The organism is Streptomyces sp. NPDC046335 (genome assembly GCF_055587985.1).
Genome location: NZ_JBVJFF010000003.1, coordinates 193959 through 216592 on the forward strand (window position 1 = coordinate 193959; position 22634 = coordinate 216592).

General features: G+C 73.5%; 19 protein-coding genes. 16 read left to right on the forward strand and 3 right to left on the reverse strand.

Annotated features, from left to right (window positions below):
- Positions 1–151: 151 nt before the first annotated feature.
- From ACZ6JY_RS07790 to ACZ6JY_RS07825, 8 genes are all read left to right on the forward strand, one after another.
- On the forward strand, positions 152–496 hold the full coding sequence (locus tag ACZ6JY_RS07790) for a hypothetical protein (protein ID WP_469193320.1): 345 nt from the start codon (positions 152–154) through the stop codon (positions 494–496).
- Positions 493–1122, forward strand: coding sequence for a TIGR03086 family metal-binding protein (locus tag ACZ6JY_RS07795; RefSeq protein ID WP_469193322.1), 630 nt, complete (start codon positions 493–495; stop codon positions 1120–1122). The genes ACZ6JY_RS07790 and ACZ6JY_RS07795 overlap by 4 nt, the downstream gene beginning before the upstream one ends.
- A gap of 67 nt (positions 1123–1189) precedes the next feature.
- Positions 1190–1957: a DUF4142 domain-containing protein gene (locus tag ACZ6JY_RS07800; RefSeq protein WP_469193324.1), complete on the forward strand. Its 768-nt coding sequence runs from the start codon at positions 1190–1192 to the stop codon at positions 1955–1957.
- A 103-nt stretch (positions 1958–2060) separates the two neighbouring features.
- On the forward strand, positions 2061–3353 hold the full coding sequence (locus ACZ6JY_RS07805; RefSeq protein WP_469193326.1) for an MbnB/TglH/ChrH family RiPP precursor modification enzyme: 1293 nt from the start codon (positions 2061–2063) through the stop codon (positions 3351–3353).
- A gap of 4 nt (positions 3354–3357) precedes the next feature.
- Positions 3358–4419, forward strand: coding sequence for a TIGR04222 domain-containing membrane protein (locus tag ACZ6JY_RS07810; RefSeq protein WP_469193327.1), 1062 nt, complete (start codon positions 3358–3360; stop codon positions 4417–4419).
- Positions 4420–4543: 124 nt separating this feature from the next.
- Positions 4544–5287, forward strand: coding sequence for a DUF4142 domain-containing protein (locus ACZ6JY_RS07815; RefSeq protein ID WP_469193328.1), 744 nt, complete (start codon positions 4544–4546; stop codon positions 5285–5287).
- A gap of 93 nt (positions 5288–5380) precedes the next feature.
- A complete protein-coding gene (locus ACZ6JY_RS07820; protein ID WP_469193330.1) occupies positions 5381–6163 on the forward strand; it encodes a TIGR04222 domain-containing membrane protein in 783 nt (260 codons plus the stop codon).
- A gap of 114 nt (positions 6164–6277) precedes the next feature.
- On the forward strand, positions 6278–7852 hold the full coding sequence (locus ACZ6JY_RS07825) for an alpha/beta fold hydrolase (RefSeq protein ID WP_469193332.1): 1575 nt from the start codon (positions 6278–6280) through the stop codon (positions 7850–7852).
- Between the two features lie 28 nt (positions 7853–7880).
- Here ACZ6JY_RS07825 and hemQ read toward each other — a convergent pair whose 3' ends face one another.
- Entirely contained in the window at positions 7881–8600 is a 720-nt protein-coding gene (gene hemQ / locus ACZ6JY_RS07830; RefSeq protein ID WP_469193334.1) for a hydrogen peroxide-dependent heme synthase, read from the reverse strand.
- Positions 8601–8604: 4 nt separating this feature from the next.
- Positions 8605–10068: a protoporphyrinogen oxidase gene (gene hemG / locus ACZ6JY_RS07835; RefSeq protein WP_469193336.1), complete on the reverse strand. Its 1464-nt coding sequence runs from the start codon at positions 10066–10068 to the stop codon at positions 8605–8607.
- Positions 10069–10225: 157 nt separating this feature from the next.
- Between hemG and ACZ6JY_RS07840 the strand changes: the two genes are divergently transcribed.
- From ACZ6JY_RS07840 to ACZ6JY_RS07850, 3 genes are all read left to right on the forward strand, one after another.
- Positions 10226–11143 (forward strand): DUF4349 domain-containing protein, encoded by a 918-nt coding sequence (locus tag ACZ6JY_RS07840; protein ID WP_469193338.1) that lies wholly within the window; start codon positions 10226–10228, stop codon positions 11141–11143.
- Positions 11144–11152: 9 nt separating this feature from the next.
- Positions 11153–12532 (forward strand): FAD-dependent oxidoreductase, encoded by a 1380-nt coding sequence (locus ACZ6JY_RS07845; RefSeq protein ID WP_469193340.1) that lies wholly within the window; start codon positions 11153–11155, stop codon positions 12530–12532.
- 629 nt (positions 12533–13161) lie between these two features.
- Positions 13162–14088: an NAD-dependent epimerase/dehydratase family protein gene (locus ACZ6JY_RS07850; RefSeq protein ID WP_469193342.1), complete on the forward strand. Its 927-nt coding sequence runs from the start codon at positions 13162–13164 to the stop codon at positions 14086–14088.
- Between the two features lie 58 nt (positions 14089–14146).
- Here ACZ6JY_RS07850 and hemE read toward each other — a convergent pair whose 3' ends face one another.
- Entirely contained in the window at positions 14147–15154 is a 1008-nt protein-coding gene (gene hemE, locus ACZ6JY_RS07855; protein WP_469193911.1) for a uroporphyrinogen decarboxylase, read from the reverse strand.
- A gap of 151 nt (positions 15155–15305) precedes the next feature.
- On the opposite strand from hemE, the gene ACZ6JY_RS07860 reads away from it, so the two are divergent.
- The 5 genes from ACZ6JY_RS07860 (at position 15306) to ACZ6JY_RS07880 (ending at position 22412) form a co-directional block, all read left to right on the forward strand.
- Positions 15306–15965 (forward strand): DUF3000 domain-containing protein, encoded by a 660-nt coding sequence (locus ACZ6JY_RS07860; RefSeq protein ID WP_469193344.1) that lies wholly within the window; start codon positions 15306–15308, stop codon positions 15963–15965.
- 344 nt (positions 15966–16309) lie between these two features.
- Positions 16310–16972, forward strand: a complete 663-nt coding sequence (locus tag ACZ6JY_RS07865) for a response regulator transcription factor (RefSeq protein WP_016643199.1) — start codon at positions 16310–16312, stop codon at positions 16970–16972.
- Between the two features lie 78 nt (positions 16973–17050).
- Complete coding sequence (locus tag ACZ6JY_RS07870; RefSeq protein ID WP_469193346.1) at positions 17051–18316, forward strand: HRDC domain-containing protein; 1266 nt, start codon at positions 17051–17053, stop codon at positions 18314–18316.
- Positions 18317–19056: 740 nt separating this feature from the next.
- The gene (locus ACZ6JY_RS07875; RefSeq protein WP_469193348.1) at positions 19057–20283 is read left to right on the forward strand and encodes a thiolase family protein; all 1227 of its coding nucleotides are present in this window, start codon (positions 19057–19059) and stop codon (positions 20281–20283) included.
- Positions 20280–22412: a 3-hydroxyacyl-CoA dehydrogenase NAD-binding domain-containing protein gene (locus ACZ6JY_RS07880; protein WP_469193350.1), complete on the forward strand. Its 2133-nt coding sequence runs from the start codon at positions 20280–20282 to the stop codon at positions 22410–22412. The genes ACZ6JY_RS07875 and ACZ6JY_RS07880 overlap by 4 nt, the downstream gene beginning before the upstream one ends.
- Positions 22413–22634 lie beyond the last annotated feature (222 nt).

A 22634-nucleotide genomic window follows, 5' to 3' on the forward strand; every position in this document is an offset into this window, starting at 1 on the left:
TTCACCTTCACCTTCACCGTCGTCGACGACGACGACGATCCTGCGTACGAGATGGACCAGCGGACCTCCCGCCCCGCCTCCCGCCGGCCCCCTCCTCGTCAGCCTCACCGAGTTCACCGCCCGGCATCACCGGCAGACGGGGCCCATCGCCATGGCGGGGCTGCGGCTGCGCCGCGGATGGGCGCGGATGCCCGGTGCCGTCGGCATGTGGCTCTGGGCCGACCCGCCGCGCAAGCGGTCCGGTTCCGTGTCCGTGTGGGCGGACCCCGCCGCGCTGCGCGCGTTCGTCGCGCGGCCGGACCATCTGCGCATCGTCCGCGCGCACCGGGGCCGCGGCACGATGCGGGCCACCTCATGGACCACCGAGCCGTTCGACACCACCGAGCCGTTCGACACCGCGGGGACCTGGGCCGCCGCCCTCGCCCTCCTCGGCGACCCCTCCCCCTGGCCCGCGGACCCGACCCCCGGACCCCGCGAGGAAGCAGGCACGCCATGACCGGCCTCGTCGCCCTCGACCGCGTCGCCGTCCACGAGTCACTGCGCGTCCTGGCCGCCGCCCGTGACGCCGCCGACTGGGAGCTGCCGACCCCGTGCGAGGGCTGGACGCTGCGCAGGCTCGTGACGCACATGACCGCCCAGCACCACGGCTTCGCGGCCGCGGCACGCGGTGCGGGCGCCGACCTGACGTACTGGATCGAGCAGGACCTCGGAAGCGACCCGCTCACGCGGTACGAGGAGTCGGTGCGGCACGTCCTCGCCGCCTTCGCGGAGGAGTACGAAGGGAGCCCGCTGGACCGGCAGTTCGAACTGCCGGAGCTCGGCGGGCGCTTTCCCGGGCGCGTCGCCGTCGGCTTCCACCTCGTCGACCACGTCGTGCACGCCTGGGACGTGGCGGAAACTCTCGGCCTCACCGTCCGGCTGCCAGGACCCGTCGTCGACGCCGCGCTCGCCGTCGCCCGCCGGGTGCCCACGGGCCCCGGACGCCGCGGCCCCGGCGCCGCGTTCGCGCCGCCCCTGCCCGTCCCGCCGGGCGCCTCCGCCATGGAGGAGACGCTGACCCTGCTGGGGCGTGACCCCGCGCGCGGGGTGCACGAGATCGCGTACGGACTCTCGCGCGGTTGAACGCCCCGCCCGTATCTTCCGTACTCCCCGGTATCACCGGTGAGTACGGGAGCACACGGGAGGCACCTTGCGGCGCGTCAACGGCACGGCTCTGATCATCGCGGCACTCGTCACCACGCTGGGCGCGATCGCGTTCCCCGTGTGGTCCTACGCCGACCGCTCCGGTACGGGTGAGGCCAATCTGGCCGCCGGGTCGGTGGCCACCCGGTGGGGGCCGCTCTCGGCGGCCGACCGGGATCTGCTCGTGAAGGTGCGGCTCGCCGGGCTCTGGGAGATCCCCGCGGGCCAGCAGGCCGTCGAGCGTGCGCCGACCGAGGCCGTCAAGGAGGCCGGTGACCACCTCATCGTCGGCCACACCGACCTCGACAAGCGGGTGCGCTCCGCCGCCGCGCAGCTCGGCGTGGAGCTGCCCAACCAGCCGACCGACCAGCAGCAGGGCTGGCTGGACGAGCTGACGGAGGCGACCGGGGAGACGTACCAGCGCAAGTTCGCCAATCTGCTGCGCGTGTCGCACGGCAAGGTGTTCAGCGTGATCGCCCAGGTGCGCGACACCACCCGCAACTCCCTGGTCAGGCAGCTCGCCACGGACTCCAACCAGACGGTCCTCGACCACATCACGATGCTGGAGGCCACCGGACTCGTCGACTTCGACGACATCGCCAACGGCGCCGCGGGCGCCGCCACCGCCAGCCCCACCGGGCCTCCCCCGCCGTCCGGGGGCACCCCGCCCGAGCCCCCGCCCGCCGGGCCCGAGGGCGACGTGTCCACCACGTCGCGCCCGTCACCGGGGCCGCCGGGGAGCATCGACACCGGCCGGCCGGAACCTCAAATGTAGCTCTGAACGTCTCTCTTCCGGGGTTCGGCCGGTCCCGCCCAGGCGATGGTCCTGGGGACGGGTGACCGGGCGACCGGGGGGCTCGGGGGACGAAGGGGGAGACATGGAGCGTCTGGGGACCGGTATCGGCTGGCGTCCTGAGATCGCGGACGCCGTGGAGGCGATGCCCGGCATCGACTGGGTCGAGGCCGTCGCGGAGAACGTCTGTCCGGGGCATCTGCCCGACTCGCTGCTGCGCCTGCGCGAGCGCGGCGTGACCGTCGTGCCGCACGGCGTCTCGCTGGGCCTCGGCGGCGCGGACCTTCCCGACGAGGGACGTCTGACCGCGCTGGCCGAGCGGGCCACGGCCCTGGGCTCGCCGCTGGTCACCGAACACATCGCGTTCGTACGGGCCGGGGGCGACCTCACCGCCACGCAGCCGCTGGAGGCCGGCCATCTGCTGCCGGTACCCCGCACCCGCGACGCGCTCGCCGTGCTCTGCGAGAACGTCCGCGTCGCGCAGGACGCGCTGCCCGTGCCGCTCGCCGTGGAGAACATCGCGGCGCTCCTCGCCTGGCCCGGCGAGGAGATGACGGAGGGGCAGTTCCTGTACGAGCTGGCCGACCGCACCGGCGTACGGCTCCTCATCGACGTCGCCAACCTCCACACCAACCACGTCAACCGCGGCGAGGACCCGGCCAAGGCGCTGGACGAACTGCCGGTCGAGGCCATCGCGTACGTCCATGTCGCGGGCGGCTTCGAGCGGGACGGGGTCTGGCACGACAGCCACGCGCACCCCGTCCCGGAGCCGGTCCTCGCGATCCTGGCCGACCTCGCGTCGCGCACCGAACCGCCCGGCGTCCTCCTCGAAAGGGACGAGAACTTTCCCGAACCGGCGGAGCTCGCGCGTGAGTTGGACGCCATCCGGGCCACGGTGAAGACCTCGGGGATATCCGGCGGGACAGCCTCGGCCCCGCCGGACGCGGTGCCGCCCGCCTCCGGCGCCGCCCGGCAGCGCACCGCGCTCTCCCAGGCCGCCCTGCTCTCCGCGCTCGTGGCGGGCACCCCGGCGCCCGAGGGCTTCGACCGCGCGCGCCTGAAGGTGCAGAGCCACGCGCTGGCCGCCAAGCGGGCCGATGTCGTCGCGAAGGTCGCGCCGGAGCTGCCGGAGATCCTCGCGGCCGCCTACCGCGCCGAGTTCCTCTCGTACGCCCAGAGGCGCCCCATGACCGGCGGCTACCGCCACGACGCCCTCGGCTTCGCCGAGCACCTGCTGCTCGCGGGGCGGCCCGAGTCGCCGGACGCCCGGCGGCTGCTCGGCGACTGGTGGCTCGAACGCTCGGGCCCGGCGCCGCTCTCCCGGCGGCCCGCCGCCAGGCTCCTGCACGCCACCCGCCGCGTCCTGCTGAGGCGTTGACCCCATGGGCGCGGCAGCGATCGTGTACGCGACCGCCGTCCTGATCTCCTCCGCGCTGCTGGTCACGGGCGTGGTGTCGGCCCGCCGCGGCGGGTCCCCGCACGGCGAGGACCCCCGTGCCGGGGACGGGGCCTTCGTACGGGGCACCCTGGAGGCCGCGTTCCTCTCCGGCGGCCCCGCCCGCGCCGTCGACGCGGTGATCGCGGGGCTGCACGAGGACGGCCGTCTGGTCGTCGCGGGCCCCGGCGTCGTCGGCATCACGCGGCCGACCGCGCGGAACGCCGCCGAACAGGCGGTCATCGACGCCCACACGGCGGCTCCCAGCGGCGCGCTGCACTGGCTGCGTGCGGCCGTGATGCGCAGCCACCCGGTCCAGGAGACGGGCGAGGCGCTGGCGGGGCGGGGGCTCGTCGTGCGCCCAGGGGCCCGGCGCACCTGGCGGCGCTGGGCGGGGGCGCAGGTCTTCCTGGCCTTCGTCGGGTGCATGGTGGCGGGTCTCCTGACGGCCGTGCAGTACGCCGACGACGACTACACGGAGCCGGACCGGCTTCTCGACAGCCTCCTGTACGTCCTGCTCCCCGCCGCCGCCCTCGGCATCGGCGTCGGCCTCCTCTGTCTCGGCTTGACGTCCGGACAGCTCACGCCCGCGGGCCGCCGTGCCCTGCGCCAGTACGTCGAGTCGTCCCGGCACCTGACGGGCGCCGCCCACCTCGTGGCCACCCGCGGGCTCTCGGCGGCCCACCCCGACCTGCGGTCCCAGCTCATCGCCGCGGCCAGGGCCCGGGGCCTCGCGTTGCCTCCCTCGTCCCCGGCACCGCTGCCGTACCAGGACCCGAACCTCTGGAACGCCGGGGCGCCGGCCTGGTGCGGGTCCAACTCGGGCTTCAGCGGCGGAGGCGGCGGCAGCGGTGGTTCCGCGTGCTCCGGTGGCGGCGGCGGAGCGGCCTGCTCGGGCAGCGGCAGCGCCTGCTCGGGCGGCGGCGGTTCGTCGTGCGGCGGCGGGGGCGGCTCGTCCTGTGGCGGCGGTGGCGGTGGGTCCAGTTGCGGCAGCTCGTCCTCCTCCTAATGGGCGGCGCACGCCGCGCCACCCGGCCCGGTGGCGCCGTACGGAGGTTGGCGTACGCCCCGCCGTAACGCCTCTCCGGGCCACTCGGGGCGCACTAGCGTGCGGTGCCGCAACAGGAGGCACCATGCGATCCCGAATCATCAACGGAACCGGCCTCGTCGTCACGGGACTCGTCGCGACGCTCGCCGCGCTGATCTTTCCCCTCTGGTCCTACGAGGACCGCTCGGGCACCGGCCTGGACAGACTGAACGCGGAGACGGTGTCGACCGACTTCGGGCCGCTCTCCGCCCTGGACAGGGACTTCGTCGGCAAGGTGCGCCTCGCGGGCCTGTGGGAGCTGCCCGCGGGCCAGCAGGCACAGGAGCGCGGCACCACCCGGGCGGTGCGTACCGCGGGCGACCACCTCGTGGAGGGCCACACGTTCCTGGACGCGCGCGTACGCGAGGTCGCCGCCCGGCTGCGCCTCGAACTGCCGAGCCAGCCCAGCCCGCAGCAGCGGCAGTGGCTCGCCGAGCTGAGCGCGGCGCGCGGCGGGACGTACGACGAGAAGTTCGCCAACATCCTGCGCCGGGCGCACGGCAAGGTCTTCTCGGTGGTGGCCGAGGTGCGCGCCAACACCCGCAACTCGCTGGTGCGGACGCTCGCCGACGACGCGAACACGACGGTCCTGGACCACATCACCGTCCTGGAGAAGACCGGCCTGGTCGACTTCGACGGTCTCGCGCGGGACGCGGCTCCCGGCCAGGCCCCCGCGACCCGCTCCCCCGCCCCGCCGGGCCCCACCACGTCACCGGCCCCGGCCTCGCCCGTCACCCCGTCCCCCACGTATCCCCTGCCCCCGGCCGCGTCCCGCCCGAAGCCGGAGTAGCCTCCACAAACGGAACGTTACCCACCCGTCACCGCGTGTCCGCATGGTGAAAATGCCATGGCGGGAAGCGCCGCCTTCGCATAGAACACCGCCATGTTCTGGGTCCCCCTGCTTCTCCTCGCCTGCGCCGCGACCGGCCTGACCTGCGGCAGGCTCTGCGTGGCCGCCGCCCGTGCCGCCGCCGGGGAGACGGCCGCGCCTCAACGGCGTCAACTCACGCTCTACGAGGCGGCGTTTCTGTCCGGCGGCCCCGCCCGCGTCGCGGACCTGGCGCTCGTCACGATGGCCGGGGCGCGGCGGCTGCTGATCGCGCACACCGGCTGGGCGACCGTGGTCGACCCGGAGGGGCGCGACGACATCGAGCGTTCGGTGCTCGGCGCGATCGGGCGGGGCGGGCAGGCCCGCATCGCGCCGATACGCCGCGGGGCGGCCACCGCCGACGCCGTGCGGGCCCTCGCGGACCGGCTCGTCGCCGCGGGTCTCGCCGTTCCGCGGGGGTCGGGCGACGGCGTGGCGGCCGGGGTGCGCCAGGTGCGGGCCACGGCGGTGGCGGTGCTCGCGCTCGGCGCCGTCGCGGCGCTCATGCCGGGTCAGGAGCCCGCGTCCGCAGGGGAGTTGCCGGTCGCCGCATGGTTCGCGCTTCCTCTGCTGCTGTGCGCCGGCTGTCTGCTGATCGCCCGCGTCGAGGCCCATCCGTACACGCGCTGGGCCTCACCGGCGGGGCAGCGGCTCCTTGGGGCGCTCGACGCGGGCGACGACCACCTCACCACCGTGGCGGTACGAGGAGTGCGCGCCGCCCGTGACCCGGAGCTGCGCGCGGCCTTCTCGCGGCGGGCGGGCCGGGCGGACGGGAGAGCCGCTCAACGGGGGCATTGAGCCGACACCGACGGGCCGGTGCTTTACTTCACCGAATATCGCACGAATCATCCCCTTTGTTCCACGCCGACGTCACCGGGGCCGCACGCCCGGACCAAAGGGGTATGAAGCGCGATGAGAGCAGCAGCCGCCCGTTACGGAACCGCCGGATCCCTGGTCCTGACCGCCCTCGTCGTCGCCCCCGCGGAAAGCGCGAGCGGTGCCACCGCACCGTCCGCCGAGGAGCGGGGCGTCTTCGTCGCCGCCGAGCGCGCCGAGGCCGCCGGAATCCGCTGGGGCGCCTGCGGCAAGGCCGAGGACCTGCCCCCGTCGCTGCGGTGCGGGACGGTCGTGGTGCCGCTGGACTACGCACGGCCCCGGGGCACGCAGATCCGGCTGACCGTCAGCCGGGCCAAGGCGACCGGCACGGCCGGCGAGCGGGCGGTCGCACGCCAGGGCTCGCTGCTCTACAACCCGGGCGGCCCCGGCTCCTCGGGCATGGCCTTCCCCGTCATGGGCATGATGCCCGAGTGGAAGCGCGTCGCGGCCGCCTACGACCTGGTGGGTTACGCCCCGCGCGGCGTCGGCCGCTCCGCCCCGCTCTCCTGCCGCCACCCGAAGCACCTCACCGAGGCGCCCACGAGCGCGCCGAGCCACCCCGACGCCGCGTACAAGAAGGAGCGCATCGCCAAGGCGAAGGCGTACGCGCGCGGGTGTGCCGCCCGCAACCCCGGTCTGCGGCACTACACGTCGCTGAACAACGCGCGCGACCTCGACGTGCTGCGGGCCGCGCTCGGCGAGCGGAAGCTGACGTTCATGGGCGCCTCGTACGGCACCTACATCGGGGCGGTCTACGCGACGCTCTTCCCCTCGCACGTGCGCCGCATGGTCTTCGACTCGGCGGTGAACCCCGATCCCTCGCGGATCTGGTACGGCAACAACCTCGCCCAGTCGGCGGCCTTCGAGCGGCGCTGGGCGGACTTCCGCGCGTGGATGGCCAAGCACGACAAGACGTACGGCCTGGGCAGGACGCCGGAAGCCGTCCTGCGCGGCTACGAGAAGGCGGGCGAGAGGCTGGCCCGCAGGCCCGCCGGCGGCAAGGTCGGCCCGGGCGAGCTTCAGGCGGCGTTCCTGGAGGCCGCGTACTACGACGACTACTGGCCGATGCGCGCGGCGGCGCTCTCGGAGTACCTCAAGGGCAACCCGAAGCCGCTGATCGAGCAGGCCGCGCCGGAACCGCGCGGGGCGGCGGAGGCGGAGAACGCCGGCTCGGTCTACACGGCCGTGGAGTGCAACGACGCCCCCTGGCCGACGGACTTCGAGACCTGGGACCGCGACAACTCCCTGCTCGCGCGCTCGGCACCGTTCGAGACGTGGGCGAACGTGTGGATGAACCTGCCGTGCGCCTACTGGCCGGTGCCCCGGCAGCGGCAGGTCGACGTCCGTGCGGCCGGGGGCGAGCTGCCCCCGACCCTGATCCTGGCCGCCGAGCGCGACGCGGCGACCCCGTACGAGGGCGCCCGTGAGCTGAACCGCAGGCTGGGCGGCTCGGCCCTGGTGACCGAGCGGGGCACGGGCACGCACGGGATCGGCGGCGGCAGCAACGCCTGCGTCAACCGGCACCTGGAGACGTACCTCCTGGAGGGCCGTGTCCCGGCGCGGGGCACGTCGTGCGCACCGCGCCAGGAGCCGGAGCCGCAGTCACTCTGAGGAGCTCCGGGGCTCCGGGGCTCCGGGACTACGCCAGGCCCGCCACGAGGTCGGCGACGGACTTGCGGCGGCCGGTGTAGAACGGCACCTCTTCGCGGACGTGCATGCGGGCCTCGGAGGCACGCAGGTGACGCATGAGGTCGACGATGCGGTACAGCTCGTCGGCCTCGAAGGCCAGCATCCACTCGTAGTCGCCGAGCGAGAACGAGGCGACGGTGTTGGCGCGCACGTCGGGGTAGCCGCGGGCCATCATGCCGTGGTCCTTGAGCATGCGGCGACGGTCCTCGTCGGGCAGCAGGTACCAGTCGTAGGACCGCACGAAGGGGTACACGCTGATGTAGTCGCGCGGCGTCTCGTCTGCCAGGAAGGCCGGGATGTGCGACTTGTTGAACTCGGCGGGGCGGTGCAGCGCCATGTTCGACCAGACCGGCTCCAGGGCGCGGCCGAGCCTGGTGCGGCGGAAGAGGTTGTAGGCCTCCTGGAGCTCGTCGCTGGTCTCGGCGTGCCACCAGATCATGATGTCGGCGTCGGCGCGCAGACCGGAGACGTCGTACGTGCCGCGGATCGTGATGTCCTTGGCGGCGAGCTGGTCGAACAGCTCCTGGACCTCGTCGGCGTAGCCCGCGCGGTCCTCGGGGAGCACGTCCCGCAGCTTGAAGACCGACCACAGGGTGTAGCGGATGACCTCGTTGAGGTCCTTGGCCTTCTTGCCGGCGTTCGGGCTCTTGGCGGTGGCGTCGTCACTCATGCCCCTATTCTCCTCCGGCCCCGTGGAGACTCTGCACCGGGTTGCGGGTGAGCTCGTCCACACCGGTCCGGTCGCCGGCCAGCTGGTCGACGGCGGCGTTGGCGCTCGCGACGCAGGCCGGGATGCCCACACCGTCGTACGCCGCTCCGCACACCGCGAGGCCGGGCAGCCTGCCCACGTGTTCGCGGACGCGGGCCACGCGCGCGTGGTGGCCGACGGGGTACTGCGGGAGGCCGTCGTGCCAGCGGGTGACGCGGGTGGCGACGGGCTCGGCGGCAAGACCTGTCGCCGCGCGCAGGTCGCGCCGTGAGAGGTCGAGCAGCTCGGCGTCGTCGCGCCCCAGGATCTCGCTCTCCCCGTACCGCCCCACCGAAGTGCGGAGCACCAGCAGGTCGGGGTCCTCCTCGGCGATCCAGCCCCACTTGCGCGAGGCGAACGTGGACGCCTTGATGGTGTGCCCGTCCACGGGCGGCACGAGAAAACCGCTGCCTTCGGGGAGGTCGGTCTCGCTGCGGCGGTACGCGAGGGTCATCAGGGCCATGGAGGCGTACTCCACACCGGCGAGTTCGGCCGCGGCGGCGGGCGCCTCGACGCCGAGCAGCGCGGCGGCGGCGTAGGCGGGCACGGCGACCACGACGGACTCGGCGGCGATGGCGTCGTCGCGGGTGCTCACCTGCCACCCCTGCGGGGTGCGCCGCAGCCCGGTGACCGGCGTCCCGGTGCGGATCTCCCCGCCACGCGCGCGTACCGAGTCCGCGAGGGCGAGGGGCAGTTGCCCGACGCCGCCCTCGATGCCCATGAAGACGGGCCCTGTCCGCTGGTTCCGCGCGGCCTTCGCCTGGATGGCGCGCACGCCCTCGGTGAGGGAGGCGTGCGTGCGGGCGGCCTCGAAGAGCTGCGGGACGGCCGAGCGCATCGAGATGCGGTACGCGTCCCCGGCGTAGACGCCGCCGAGCAGCGGCTCCACGAGCCGGTCGACGACCTCGCGGCCCAGGCGTTCGGCGACGAAGGCACCGACCGCGACGTCGTCGCCGACCTCGGTGGGCGGCAGTTCACGGTCCTGCTCGATGCGGCGCAGGCCCTCGTCGGAGAGGACCCCGGAGAGCGCGGAGGCGTCGCCGGGGACGCCCATGACGTGGCCCTTGGGCATGGGGCGCAGGGCGCCGCGGGTCCAGATCGACGCGGTCGCGGTGGCGGGCGGCTGAAGCCGCTCACCGAGGCCCACCTCGCGGGCGAGCGCGACGGCTTCGGGGCGGCGGGCGAGCATCGACTCGGCCCCGAGGTCGACGCGGACCCCGGCGATCTCCCCGGCGTGCAGCTTGCCGCCGATCCTGTCGGAGGCTTCGAGGAGCGTCACCCGGGTGCCCGGGGCGGTGACGAGCAGCCGGTGCGCGGCCGCGAGGCCCGCGATGCCGCCCCCGATGACGACGGCGTGGCCGCTACCCGTACGTGTGTCCGTTTCGCGCATGTCCCCACTCTCTCAGAGCCCGCTCCGGTCCCCCGACACAGGCTCTCGGACGGCCGAGTCCCGACCGTGACCGCATCGGGACCGCCCGGCAACCACCGTTTCGCCCCGCTCCGGCGTCGAAGGGGCACCAGTCACCGAGTCCCCCGGGGGAACGTCCATGGACACATCAGGCACGCTCCGCGCGGTCCGGATCCTCCCCGCGGTCCTGCTGGCCGCCGCGCTGGCGCTCGCGGGGTGCACCGCGGGCGACAGCGACAGCGCCGGCGGCGACAAGGCGGCCGTGGACCAGAAAGGGGCGGGCGCCAACGGCCTGGGCAGCGGCCGGGCCGACAAGTCCGCCGCGAAGCCCGGCGGGTCGGGCGCGAAGAAGCCGCGGCAGCCGGACGGCACCCACATCATCCGCACCGCGACGCTCACCATCCGCGTCAAGGACGTGCCGAAGGCGCTGGCGCGGGCCCGGACGGCGGCCGAGGACGCGGGCGGCATCGTCGGCGACGAGAAGACCTCACGCGACGGCACGGGCCGCGACCGCTCCCGCGTCGTGCTGCGCGTCCCCCAAGAGCGGTACGAGGAGGTCCTCACCGCCCTGGAGGGCACCGGCAGGCTGGTCGACAGGGACGCCAAGGCCAAGGACGTCACCGACCAGGTCGTCGACGTGGAGAGCCGCGTCGCGTCGCAGCGGGCGAGCGTGGCGCGCGTACGGGAGCTGATGGACAAGGCCACGAAGCTGAGCGACGTGGTCGCCCTTGAGGGCGAGCTGAGCACCCGTCAGGCCGATCTGGAGGCGCTGCTCGCCCAGCGGGCCTCGCTGAAGGACCGCACGACCATGGCGACGGTCACGCTGTCCCTCACCGAGGGCGCGGCGCGTGCGGACACCGGGGACGACGACGGCGATCCGACGCTCGTGGACGCGCTGGCGGGCGGCTGGAACGCGTTCGTCACCGTGCTGCGCTGGATCGGGGTCGCGCTCGCCGCGGTGCTGCCGTTCGCGGCGGTGGCGGCGCTGCTGGTCGTGCTCTGGCTGCGGGTGGTGCGCCCGAGGGTGCGGCGCTCGCCGCGGCGGGGCGGGTCGTAGCGTGTCGGTATGAGCGGCACACGAGAGCGACTGGTCATCATCGGAGGCGACGCCACCGGCATGTCGGCGGCGTCGCAGGCACGCAGGCTCAGGAAGCCGGAGGAGCTGGAGATCGTCGCGTTCGAGCGCGGCGGCTTCGCCTCGTACTCCGCGTGCGGCATCCCGTACTGGGTGGGCGGCGACGTCGGGGAACGGGACGACCTGATCGCGCGCACGCCGCAGGAGCACCGCGAGCGCGACATCGACCTGCGGATGCGCACGGAGGCGCTCCGCATCGACGTCCCGGGCAGGCGCGTACTGGCCCGCGACCTCGCGTCCGGCGAGGAGTACTGGACCGCGTACGACAAGCTCGTCATCGCGACCGGCGCCCGTCCCGTCCGCCCGCCGCTGCCCGGCATCGACGCCCCCGGCGTGCACGGCGTGCAGACCCTCGGCGACGGGCAGGCGCTGATCGACGCCCTGACGCGTACGGAGGGCCGGCGCGCGGTGGTGGTCGGCGCGGGCTACATCGGCGTCGAGATGGCGGAGGCGCTGATCCGCCGCGGCTACGACGTGACGGCCGTCAACCGCGGCAAGGAGCCGATGTCCACGCTCGACCCGGACATGGGCCGCCTGGTCCACGACGCGATGACCGGCATGGGCATCGAGATGGTGAACGACGCCGAGGTCACGAAGGTCCTCACCGGGGACGACGGCCGGGTCAGGGCGGTGGCCACCGAGGACGCCGAGTACCCGGCGGACATCGTGGTGCTCGGCCTCGGCGTCCGCCCCGAGACGACGCTCGCCGAGGAGGCCGGGCTGCCGGTCGGCGACAACGGCGGCCTGCTGACCGACCTGGCGATGCGGGTGCGCGGCCACGAGGACATCTGGGCGGGCGGGGACTGCGTGGAGGTGCTCGACCTGGTGTCGGGCCGGGAGCGCCACATCGCGCTCGGCACCCACGCGAACAAACACGGGCAGGTCATCGGCTCCAACGTGGGCGGCGGCTACGCGACGTTCCCCGGCGTGGTGGGCACGGCCGTCAGCAAGGTGTGCGACCTGGAGATCGCCCGCACGGGTCTGCGCGAGAAGGAGGCGCGGGCGGCGGGCCTGCGGTACGTGACGGTGACCATCGAGTCGACGAGCCGCGCGGGCTACTACCCGGGCGCGGCCCCGATGACGGTGAAGATGCTGGCCGAGCGGCGCACGGGCAGGCTGCTCGGCGTCCAGATCGTCGGCCGTGAGGGCGCGGGCAAGCGGGTGGACGTCGCGGCGGTCGCCCTGACGGCACGGATGACGGTGGAGCAGATGACGGCCCTTGACCTGGGCTACGCGCCGCCCTTCTCCCCCGTGTGGGACCCGGTCCTGGTGGCGGCGCGCAAGGCGGTGGCGGCGGTTCGCGCGGGCTGACGGCGACGCCCCGGGTATGCCCGCGCCCCCGGGCATGCCCTGTTCCAGTCCCTCTCCCCCGGCGCGGAGGACACTTGCCGTGCAGGTCAGAACGCGCTTGCTACGGAAAAGCCGCCACCCGGCGGCCCACGCCCTTTGGCTGATTCACTCGCTTCGTACGCGCGGGAATCACCGTGCCGTGGGAGCCCGCCCACGGCATGCGCATGCATACGACACGCGACCGCCCGGCGTGCGGCGTCACCCCCTCTGAGCGGCGGGGGTTCACCGGAACGTGTCCCTCCACCCGTGCACCACCCCCACCTCGGCTCTCCTTCTGTCCCAATAGAGGAGTGCCGTCTCTTTTCCGCCAGCTTTCACGGAATCAGCACAGATCCCCCAGGTGGGACGCACCATGTGACGCGTCAGAGCGGCACGGACACACACTGCGACAGGTGTCCGCGCCGTTGGGGGCCGGGCCGGGGTGGGGACACCCCCTCTCGGCCCGACCGTGGAGGGGACCACACACCAGATGAAGAACACCGCGCGAGCGGCGGCTCTCGACGCCGGCGCCCTGCCTCTCATGCTCTCGCTGCCCGGCACACCGGCGGAGCCGGACAGCTCCCTCCTCCTCAAGGAAGCGTGAGGCGACCGTGCGCATCCTCGTCCTCGGCTCCACCGGATTTCTGGGCGGGCACATCGCCGGGCGGCTGCACGGCCTGCCGGGCGTGCGGCTGCTGCGCGCCGGCCGCGCCCCCGGCGACGCCCCGCGGATCGACCTCGCCACGTGCACCCTCGACGGGCTCACCGAGCGGCTCGCCAAGGCGGCGCCCGACGCCGTGGTCAACTGCGCGGGCTCGGTCGGCGCCGGCCCCCTGCCCCTCGCCGAGGTCAACGCCCGCGGCCCCGCCGTGCTCTGCGCGGCCATGGCGGCGGCGCTGCCCAAGGCCCGCCTGGTGCACCTCGGCTCGGCGGCCGAGTACGGGCCGACCGGCGCCGGCGAGCGGACCCCGGAGGACGCTCCCGCCCGCCCGGTCACCCCGTACGGCGCCACCAAGCTGGCCGGGACTCTCGCTGTCCTGGAGAGCCGGCTCGACGCCCTGGTCCTGCGGGTCACCATGCCGGTGGGCCCCGGCGCGCCGCCCGCCGGGCTGCCCGGCCGCCTGACCGCCGAGCTGAGCCGGGCCGTGGCCCAGACCCCCCACGGCACGGTCAAGGTGGGCGATCTGTCGGCGCACCGGGACTTCGTCGACGTACGCGACGTGGCGCGGGCCGTGGCGCTCGCCCTGGCCCTGCCGGGACGGCTGCCGCGGCTGATCAACGTCGGCGGCGGGCGGGCGGCCCCGGTGCGCGACCTGGCTCACGGCCTGGTCAGGGCGGCGGACTTCACCGGCGAACTCCTGGAGACGGCCGGCGCGGCCGGCCGTTCCACCGCGGTGCCCTGGCAGTGCGCCGACATCACCGCGGCGGAGTGGGAACTCGGCTGGCAGCCGCGGTTCTCCCTGCGCGACTCGGTGACCACGCTCTGGGCCTCGGACGGCGCACCCCGGCGCGCACGGGCCGCCGGGGAGCCCCGATGACCACACCGCTGCAACGGTCCCTGCCCGAGCGGGGCAGGGACCGTTTTCCGGACATTTTTCAGACAGCCGTGCGCTCGTGCACGTACTCCACGAGCCGGGTCAGCGCGTCGGGGTCCGTGGTCGGCAGGACACCGTGGCCGAGGTTGAAGATGTGCCCCTCCAGGCCCTTCGCCGCGGCGAGCACCTCGTCGGTCTTCGTCTCGACGGCCTCGCGCGTGGAGAACAGGACCGCCGGGTCGAGGTTGCCCTGGATCGCCTTGCCGGGCCCGACGCGGCGCGCCGCCTCGTCCACCGGCACCCGCCAGTCGGCGCCGACGACATCGGCACCGGCCTCGCCCATGAGGCCGAGCAGCTCGCCCGTGCCGACGCCGAAGTGGATGCGCGGCACGCCGTACGAGGCGATGGCGTCGAAGACCTTCGCCGACGCGGGCATCACCGAGCGCCGGTAGTCGGCGGGCGACAGGGCGCCCACCCAGGAGTCGAAGAGCTGCACGGCGCTGGCGCCCGCCTCGATCTGCACCTTCAGGAAGGCCCCGGTGATCTCCGCGAGCCGGTCCAGGAGATCGGCCCAGAGCTGCGGGTCGCCGTACATGAGCGCCTTGGTGTGCTCGTGGTTGCGGCTCGGTCCGCCCTCGACGAGGTAGCTCGCGAGGGTGAAAGGCGCGCCCGCGAATCCGATGAGCGGCGTGGAGCCGAGCTCGGCCGTCAGCATGCCCATCGCCTCGGTGACGTAGTGCACGTCCTCCGGCGTGAGGTCCCGCAGCTGCGCGAGGTCGGCGCGCGTACGGATGGGGTTCTCGACGACGGGCCCGACACCGGGCTTGATGTCGAGGTCGATGCCGATGGCCTTCAGCGGCACGACGATGTCGCTGAAGTAGATCGCGGCGTCCACGTTGTGGCGGCGCACCGGCTGAAGTGTGATCTCGGTGACCAGGTCGGGCCGCATGCAGGACTCCAGCATGGCCGTGCCCTCGCGCACCTTGAGGTACTCGGGCAGTGAGCGCCCCGCCTGCCGCATGAACCAGACCGGCGTGTGCGGCACGGCCTCACGCCGGCACGCCTTCATGAACGGGGAGTCGTACGTCGCTTCGTGTCGCCGGCCCGCGGGGCTCTGGCTGCTGTTGGCACTCACCCGGAAAGTCTCCCACGTCGACCGGCGGCCCTCCGACGGGTGTCTCTCCCTGCACGAAGGCGCCGTTCCCCTTAACCTTCCCCGCATGGCTGCGGCTCAGGGACAACGGTCGGACGGCGCTGGCGAGATGGAGAGTTCGGAGGGGAAGGTGGCGGATTCGGCTCCGCTGCCCTTCCGCACGGCGGTCGACGCGCTGCGGGGGGCACGGCTGCGGCCGGAGATCGAGATCGATCCGACGCGGGCACCGCAGCGGCTCGCGCCGCACGCGTACGCGCTGGAGGCGGCGGTCGTGGACGGCGATGAGGACCTCGCGGACGGCCGCCTCGTGCTGCTGCACGACCCGGCGGGGCACGACGCCTGGCAGGGCACCTTCCGGCTCGTCACGCTGGTGCGGGCGGAGCTGGAACCGGAGATGGCGGCGGATCCGCTGCTCCCCGAGGTGTGCTGGTCCTGGCTGACCGGCGCACTTCAGTCGCGCGGGCTCTCCGCCGGGGAGGCCAGCGGCACGGTGACGCGCGCCGGATCGCACTACTTCGGGGGGCTCGCGGAGCGCCCGCCCGCCTCGCAGATCGAGATCCGGGCCTCGTGGACGCCGCGGGAGGGCGCCGGCGGGGTGCCGGACACCGCGACGCATCTGGCCGCGTGGTGCGAGCTGCTCTGCCAGGTCGCCGGGCTGCCGCCGGCCGCGCCGGGCGACGCGTCCGTGGTGTCGCTGCCGCAGCGGAGGGGACCACTCTCCCCCTGACCCGCTTCCGCCGGCCCGGCCTCTCGCGCGCCGCGCGCCCCCCTCCCCGACCAGCCGACCGACCACGCATCCACCCACTCGTTGATCCAACGGGTGGGTTTCGTGTGCGCCGGAGCGTTCGGCCTGGGGTGCCTCTTCCGTGGTCACTCGGAAGAGTGACCACTCGGTTCGATCTTCGGATGATCGAGTGCGCGTCCGAATTGCCCCGATTATTACGCACCAAATCCTGATCATTTCCTAAAGGCGGGCGCCTTTGCTGCCGAAGAGGTTTGTGACCTTGAAAGCACGGTTTCGCCCGGCTTCATCCCCGAGCCGGCCCCGTCCCGCCACCCCCAGGAGGCCTGGTGTCCGTTCTCCTCGAGCAGCCCGCAAGCCTGGTCGCCTACCGCCCGAACAAGCCGACCGCCATGGTCGTCGTGGCCGACCCCCGCGTCCGTTCCACCGTCACCCGCCACCTGTGGGCGCTCGGCGTACGCGACGTCATCGAGGCCTCGTCCATCGCGGAGGCTCGTCCCCGCATCGGCAACCCCAGGGACATCTGCGTCGCAGACGTCCACCTCCCCGACGGCTCAGGCCTGACGCTCCTCTCCGAGACCCGTGCCGCGGGCTGGCCCAACGGCCTCGCCCTCTCCGCCGCCGACGACATCGGTGCCGTGCGCAACGCCCTCGCGGGCGGCGTCAAGGGCTACGTCGTCACCGGCACGCGTACGAACGTCGGACTCCCCACCCGCCCCGGCGCCGCTCCCATCGGCTCGGCCGCCGCCCGAATGCACCGCCGCCCTCCGGGCACCCCGAGCCACCCCGGCGGCTACCGCGAGCTGTCCGGCCGTGAGGTCGAGGTGCTCCGCCTGGTCGCCGAAGGCCAGTCGAACAAGGCCATCGGCGTCTCGATGGGCCTGTCCGCCCTGACCGTGAAGAGCCACCTCGCCCGGATCGCGCGCAAGCTCGGCACGGGTGACCGGGCCGGGATGGTCGCGGTCGCCCTGCGCACCGGAATCATCCACTGACTGATTTACAACCCTTTCGCGCTCGTCGACGGAACGTTCCGTCGACGGGCGCCGCGCATACACAGATACCCTTGACAGGTGACCGACGCCCAAGAGACCGCAGCAGACAGCTCACTGCGAACCACCGGAGGCGCTCCTCCGGACGACGTCGAAACGGCGCCGACCCCGCTGCTCGAGCCCCGCGACGGCATTCCGCCGGTGATCGCCGACGAGGAGGCCCTCGCCGAGATGATCGCCGCGTACGCCCGCGGCACCGGCCCCGTGGCCGTGGACGCCGAGCGCGCGTCCGGCTACCGGTACGGCCAGCGCGCCTATCTCGTCCAGCTCCGCCGCGAGGGCGCGGGCACCGCCCTGATCGACCCCGTGGCCTGCCCCGACCTCTCCGGTCTCGGCGAGGCCATCGGCGACGCGGAGTGGGTCCTGCACGCGGCCACGCAGGACCTGCCGTGCCTGCGCGAAATAGGCATGATCCCCTCCCGCATCTTCGACACCGAGCTGGCGGGGCGGCTCGCCGGGTTCCCGCGGGTCGGTCTCGGCGCGATGGTCGAGAGCGTCCTCGGGTACGTCCTGGAGAAGGGGCACTCCGCCGTCGACTGGTCGACCCGGCCGCTGCCCGAGCCCTGGCTGCGGTACGCGGCACTGGACGTGGAGCTCCTGGTCGACCTGCGCGACGCCCTGGAGAAGGAGCTGGACCGGCAGGGGAAGCTGGAGTGGGCCCGCGAGGAGTTCGACGCCATCGCCTCCGCGCCGCCCGCGCCGCCCCGCAAGGACCCCTGGCGTCGGACGTCCGGGATGCACAAGGTGCGGCGGCGCCGTCAGATGGCGGTCGTACGGGAACTGTGGACCGCGCGTGACAAGGTCGCGCAGCGGCGGGACGTGTCGCCCGGCAAGGTGCTCAGTGACGGGGCGATCGTCGAGGCGGCGCTCGGGCTGCCGCCCAACGTGCACGCGCTCGCGGGCCTCACGGGCTTCGGGCACCGCATGGGGCGGCGCCAGCTCGAGCAGTGGCAGGCGGCGGTGGACCGGGCGAAGGCGCTGCCGGACTCCGAGCTTCCGCAGCCGGGGCAGACGGTGAGCGGTCCTCCGCCGCCGCGGTCCTGGGCGGACCGTGACCCCGCGGCGGCGGCACGTCTGTCCGCGGCGCGGGCAGCGGTCTCCGCGCTGGCGGAGCAGCTGAACATGCCTCAGGAGAACCTGATCACCCCGGACACGGTCCGTCGCGTCTGCTGGGAGCCGCCGGCTCAGGTGGACCCCGAGACGGTCGCCGAAGCCCTGGCCTCCCACGGCGCCCGCCCCTGGCAGATCACCCACGTAACCCCAGCCTTGGTAGCAGCCCTCGCCTGAACGCCCCCCCCCGGCGGGGCGTGGCCTCCCCCTGGCGGGGCGAAGCCGGGGCCCTGGCGGGGCCGAAGCCGGGCCCCTGGCGGGGTCGAGGCCAGGGTCCCTGGCGGGGCAGGGCCCGGGCCCCTGGCGGGGGCGGACCGGAGCCCCTGCGGGACAGGGCAGGCCGGGACCTCTGGCCGGGGTGGGGCCGGGACCTCTGGCGGGGCAGGGCCGGGGCCCCTGGCGGGGCGGACGGAGCCCCTGCGGGACAGGGCAGGCCGGGACCCCTGGCCGGGGCGGGGCCGGGACCTCTGGCGGGGCAGGGCCCGACTCGCCACCGCACCGCTTCGCGGCAAGACTTTCCCACCCACCCACCCGTTTACCCCGCATCAAGGGATGCCGTGCCCCTACGTCACCCACTCGAAGCCGGGTGAGCGGGCGGGTGGGTGGGAGAGATTCGCCGCGAAGCGGCGGCCCAGAACCGGCCGGACCGCCAAGCGAGAAGCACCAGCCAGGCGAGACGCCCCGAAGCGGCACCCGACGCCCGCCCAGGCCACCAACCGCGGCGCAGCCCAGGCCACCGACCGCGGCGCAGCCGAGGCCACCGCCCGGCCCCGGGACAACAGCCACCGCGGCCCGAGGCCAGATGTGACGTTCGCCTCCCCAAGCCCTCCCTTGGCCGCATAGTTACCGGCAAGTAGGGTGGAGAGAAGGAAGCGCGCCGCAGGTGTGGCGCAACCGCACCCTGGAGGAGAGCCATCGTGCCTCGTACCGTCAGGGACGTCGTCTTCGTGGATGGCGTCCGCACCCCGTTCGGCAAGGCGGGCCCGAAGGGCATCTACCACGAGACCCGTGCCGATGACCTCGTCGTGAAGGCCATCCGGGAGCTCCTTCGACGCAACCCGGACCTCGACCCCGCCAAGATCGACGAGGTCGCCATCGCCGCGACCACGCAGATCGGCGACCAGGGTCTGACGATCGGCCGCACCGCCGGCATCCTGGCCGGGCTCCCGCAGTCCGTGCCCGGCTACTCCATCGACCGCATGTGCGCCGGCGCGCTGACCGCCGTCACCTCGGTCGCGGGCAGCGTCGCCTTCGGCGCGTACGACATCGCCGTCGCCGGCGGTGTCGAGCACATGGGCCGCCACCCCATGGGCGAGGGCGTCGACCCGAACCCCCGCTTCGTCAGCGAGAAGCTCGTCGACGAGTCCGCCCTGTTCATGGGCATGACCGCCGAGAACCTGCACGACCGGTACCCGAGCATCACCAAGCAGCGCGCCGACGAGTACGCCGTGCGCTCGCAGGAGAAGGCCGCCAAGGCGTACGCCGACGGCAAGATCCAGGCCGACCTGGTGCCGATCTCCGTACGGCGGACGAACGAGGAGGCCGGTGAGACCGGCTGGGGCCTCGCCACCGCCGACGAGCCGATGCGTCCGGGGACGACCCTGGAGAACCTCGCGGGGCTCAAGACGCCGTTCCGTACGCACGGCCGCGTCACGGCCGGCAACGCCGCGGGCCTCAACGACGGCGCCACCGCCTCGCTGATCGCCTCCGAGGAGTTCGCGCGGGAGAACAACCTCCCCGTGAAGATGCGCCTCGTCTCGTACGCCTTCGCGGGCGTCGAGCCCGAGGTCATGGGCTACGGCCCGATCCCGGCCACGGAGAAGGCGCTGGCCAAGTCGGGCCTGGACATCTCCGACATCGGTCTCTTCGAGATCAACGAGGCCTTCGCCGTGCAGGTGCTCGCCTTCCTGGAGCACTACGGCATCGCGGACGACGACACGCGCGTCAACCAGTACGGCGGCGCCATCGCGTTCGGCCACCCGCTCGCCTCCTCCGGCGTACGCCTGATGACGCAGCTCGCGCGGCAGTTCGAGGAGCAGCCCGAGGTGCGCTACGGCATCACGACGATGTGCGTCGGCTTCGGCATGGGCGCGACGGTCATCTGGGAGAACCCGAACCACAAGGACGCCGGAGGCGACAAGTGAGCAGCTCCACCACTGAGCTCCTGAAGGGCGCGGCCGAGCTGTTCCCCGGCGAGGTCGTCACGCAGGCGCACGTACGCCACCTCGACCTCCCCGCGGGAGCCGGCCGCTTCGCGCTCATCACGCTCGACAACGGCCTGGACCACACCAAGCCGACCACCTTCGGCCCGCAGTCCCTGGCCAACCTGAACACGGCGATCGACCAGGTCGAGAAGGAGGCGGCCGAGGGCGGAATCGTCGGCGCCGGCATCACCGGCAAGCCGTTCATCTTCGCCGTCGGCGCCGACCTCAAGGGCGTGGAGCTGCTGAAGCGCCACGAGGACGCGCTCGCCATCGGCAAGGGCGGCCACGAGGTCTTCAAGCGGCTCTCGGGCCTGGCCGTGCCGACCTTCGCGTACTACAACGGCGCCGCGATGGGCGGTGGCGTCGAGGTCGGCCTGCACTGCTCCTACCGCACCGTCTCCAAGGCGCTGCCCGCCTTCTCGCTGCCCGAGGTCTTCCTCGGCCTGGTCCCGGGCTGGGGCGGCTGCGCGCTGCTCCCGAACCTGATCGGCGCCGACAAGGCCGTCTCGGTCATCATCGAGAACTCGCTGAACCAGAACCGTCAGCTCAAGGGCAAGCAGGTCTTCGAGCTCGGCATCGCCGACGCGCTCTTCGAGGGCGCCGACTTCCTGGAGCAGTCGCTGATCTGGACGGCCTCCGTCCTGAACGGCTCCGTCGAGGTCGTCCGCGGCGAGGTCGACCGCGGCGAGGGCTGGGACGCCGCCGTCGCCCGCGGCCGTGCCATCGCCGACTCCAAGGTGCACGGCGCCGCTCCGGCCGCCTACCGCGCCCTGGAGATCATCGAGGCCGCCAAGGACGGCGACCTCCAGAAGGGCTTCGACGCCGAGGACACCGCGCTCGCCGACCTGATCATGGGCGGTGAACTGCGCGCGGGCATCTACTCGTTCAACCTCGTGCAGAAGCGCGCCAAGCGCCCCGCCGGCGCCCCGGACAAGAGCCTGGCGCGCCCGGTCACCAAGGTGGGCGTCGTCGGCGCCGGCCTGATGGCCTCTCAGCTCGCGCTGCTCTTCCTGCGCCGCCTCGAGGTGCCGGTCGTCCTGACCGACATCGACCAGGAGCGCGTCGACAAGGGCGTCTCGTACGTCAAGGAGGAGATCGACAAGCTCCTCCTCAAGGGCCGCGTCAACCAGGACAAGGCCAACCGCCTCAAGGCCCTGGTCAGCGGTGTGCTCGACAAGGCCGAGGGCTTCTCCGACGCCGACTTCATCATCGAGGCCGTCTTCGAGGAGATCGGCGTCAAGCAGCAGGTGTTCGCCGAGGTGGAAGCCGTCGCTCCGGCGCACGCCATCCTCGCCACCAACACCTCCTCGCTCTCCGTCTCCGAGATGGCGTCGAAGCTGAAGCACCCCGAGCGGGTCGTCGGCTTCCACTTCTTCAACCCGGTCGCGATCCTGCCGCTCCTGGAGATCGTGCGCGGCGAGCGGACCGACGACGCGTCCCTGGCCACGGCCTTCGGTGTCGCCAAGAAGCTGAAGAAGACCGCGGTGCTCGTGAAGGACGCCCCGGCGTTCGTCGTGAACCGCATCCTGACCCGCTTCATGGGCGAGATCCAGAACGTCATCGACGAGGGCACCCCGGTCGCGGTCGCCGAGAAGGCCGTCGAGCCGCTCGGTCTGCCGATGTCGCCGCTGGTCCTCCTTGAGCTGGTCGGCCCGGCCATCGGGCTGCACGTCTCCGAGACCCTGAACCGCGCCTTCCCGGAGCGCTTCACGGTCTCCCCGAACCTCGCCGCCGTCGTCAAGGCGGGCAAGCGCGGCTTCTACGTGTACGACTCCGGCAAGCCGGAGCTGGACCCCGAGGTCGCCGCTCTCCTCCAGCAGGGCGACAGCGTCCTGACGGAGGAGCAGGTGCGGGAGCGTGTCCTGGACGCCGTGGCGCAGGAGATCGGGCTCATGCTCGACGAGGGCGTCGTCGCCGAGGCCCAGGACATCGACCTCTGCCTGATCACCGGCGCGGGCTGGCCCTTCCACCTGGGCGGCATCACGCCGTACCTGGACCGTGAGGGCGTCAGCGAGCGCGTCAACGGCAAGCGGTTCCTCGACCGGGGCGTGGCGAGCGTCCCGGCGTAACCCGCGAAGGCGCATACGACGGCGGGGGGGGGGGGGGGGGGGGGGGGGGGTGGGGTTGGGTGGCGGTGGGTCGGCTCGGGGGGGGGGGGGAGGGCGGGGGGGGGGCACGTTCTTGCTCCTTTGGGGGGGGGGGGGGGGGATGGGGGAGGGGTTTCTGAGAGGGGGGGGGGGGGGGTTCCGGGGGGAAACAAAAAAGGAAAAGGGAGGGGGGGGGGCAGAAGG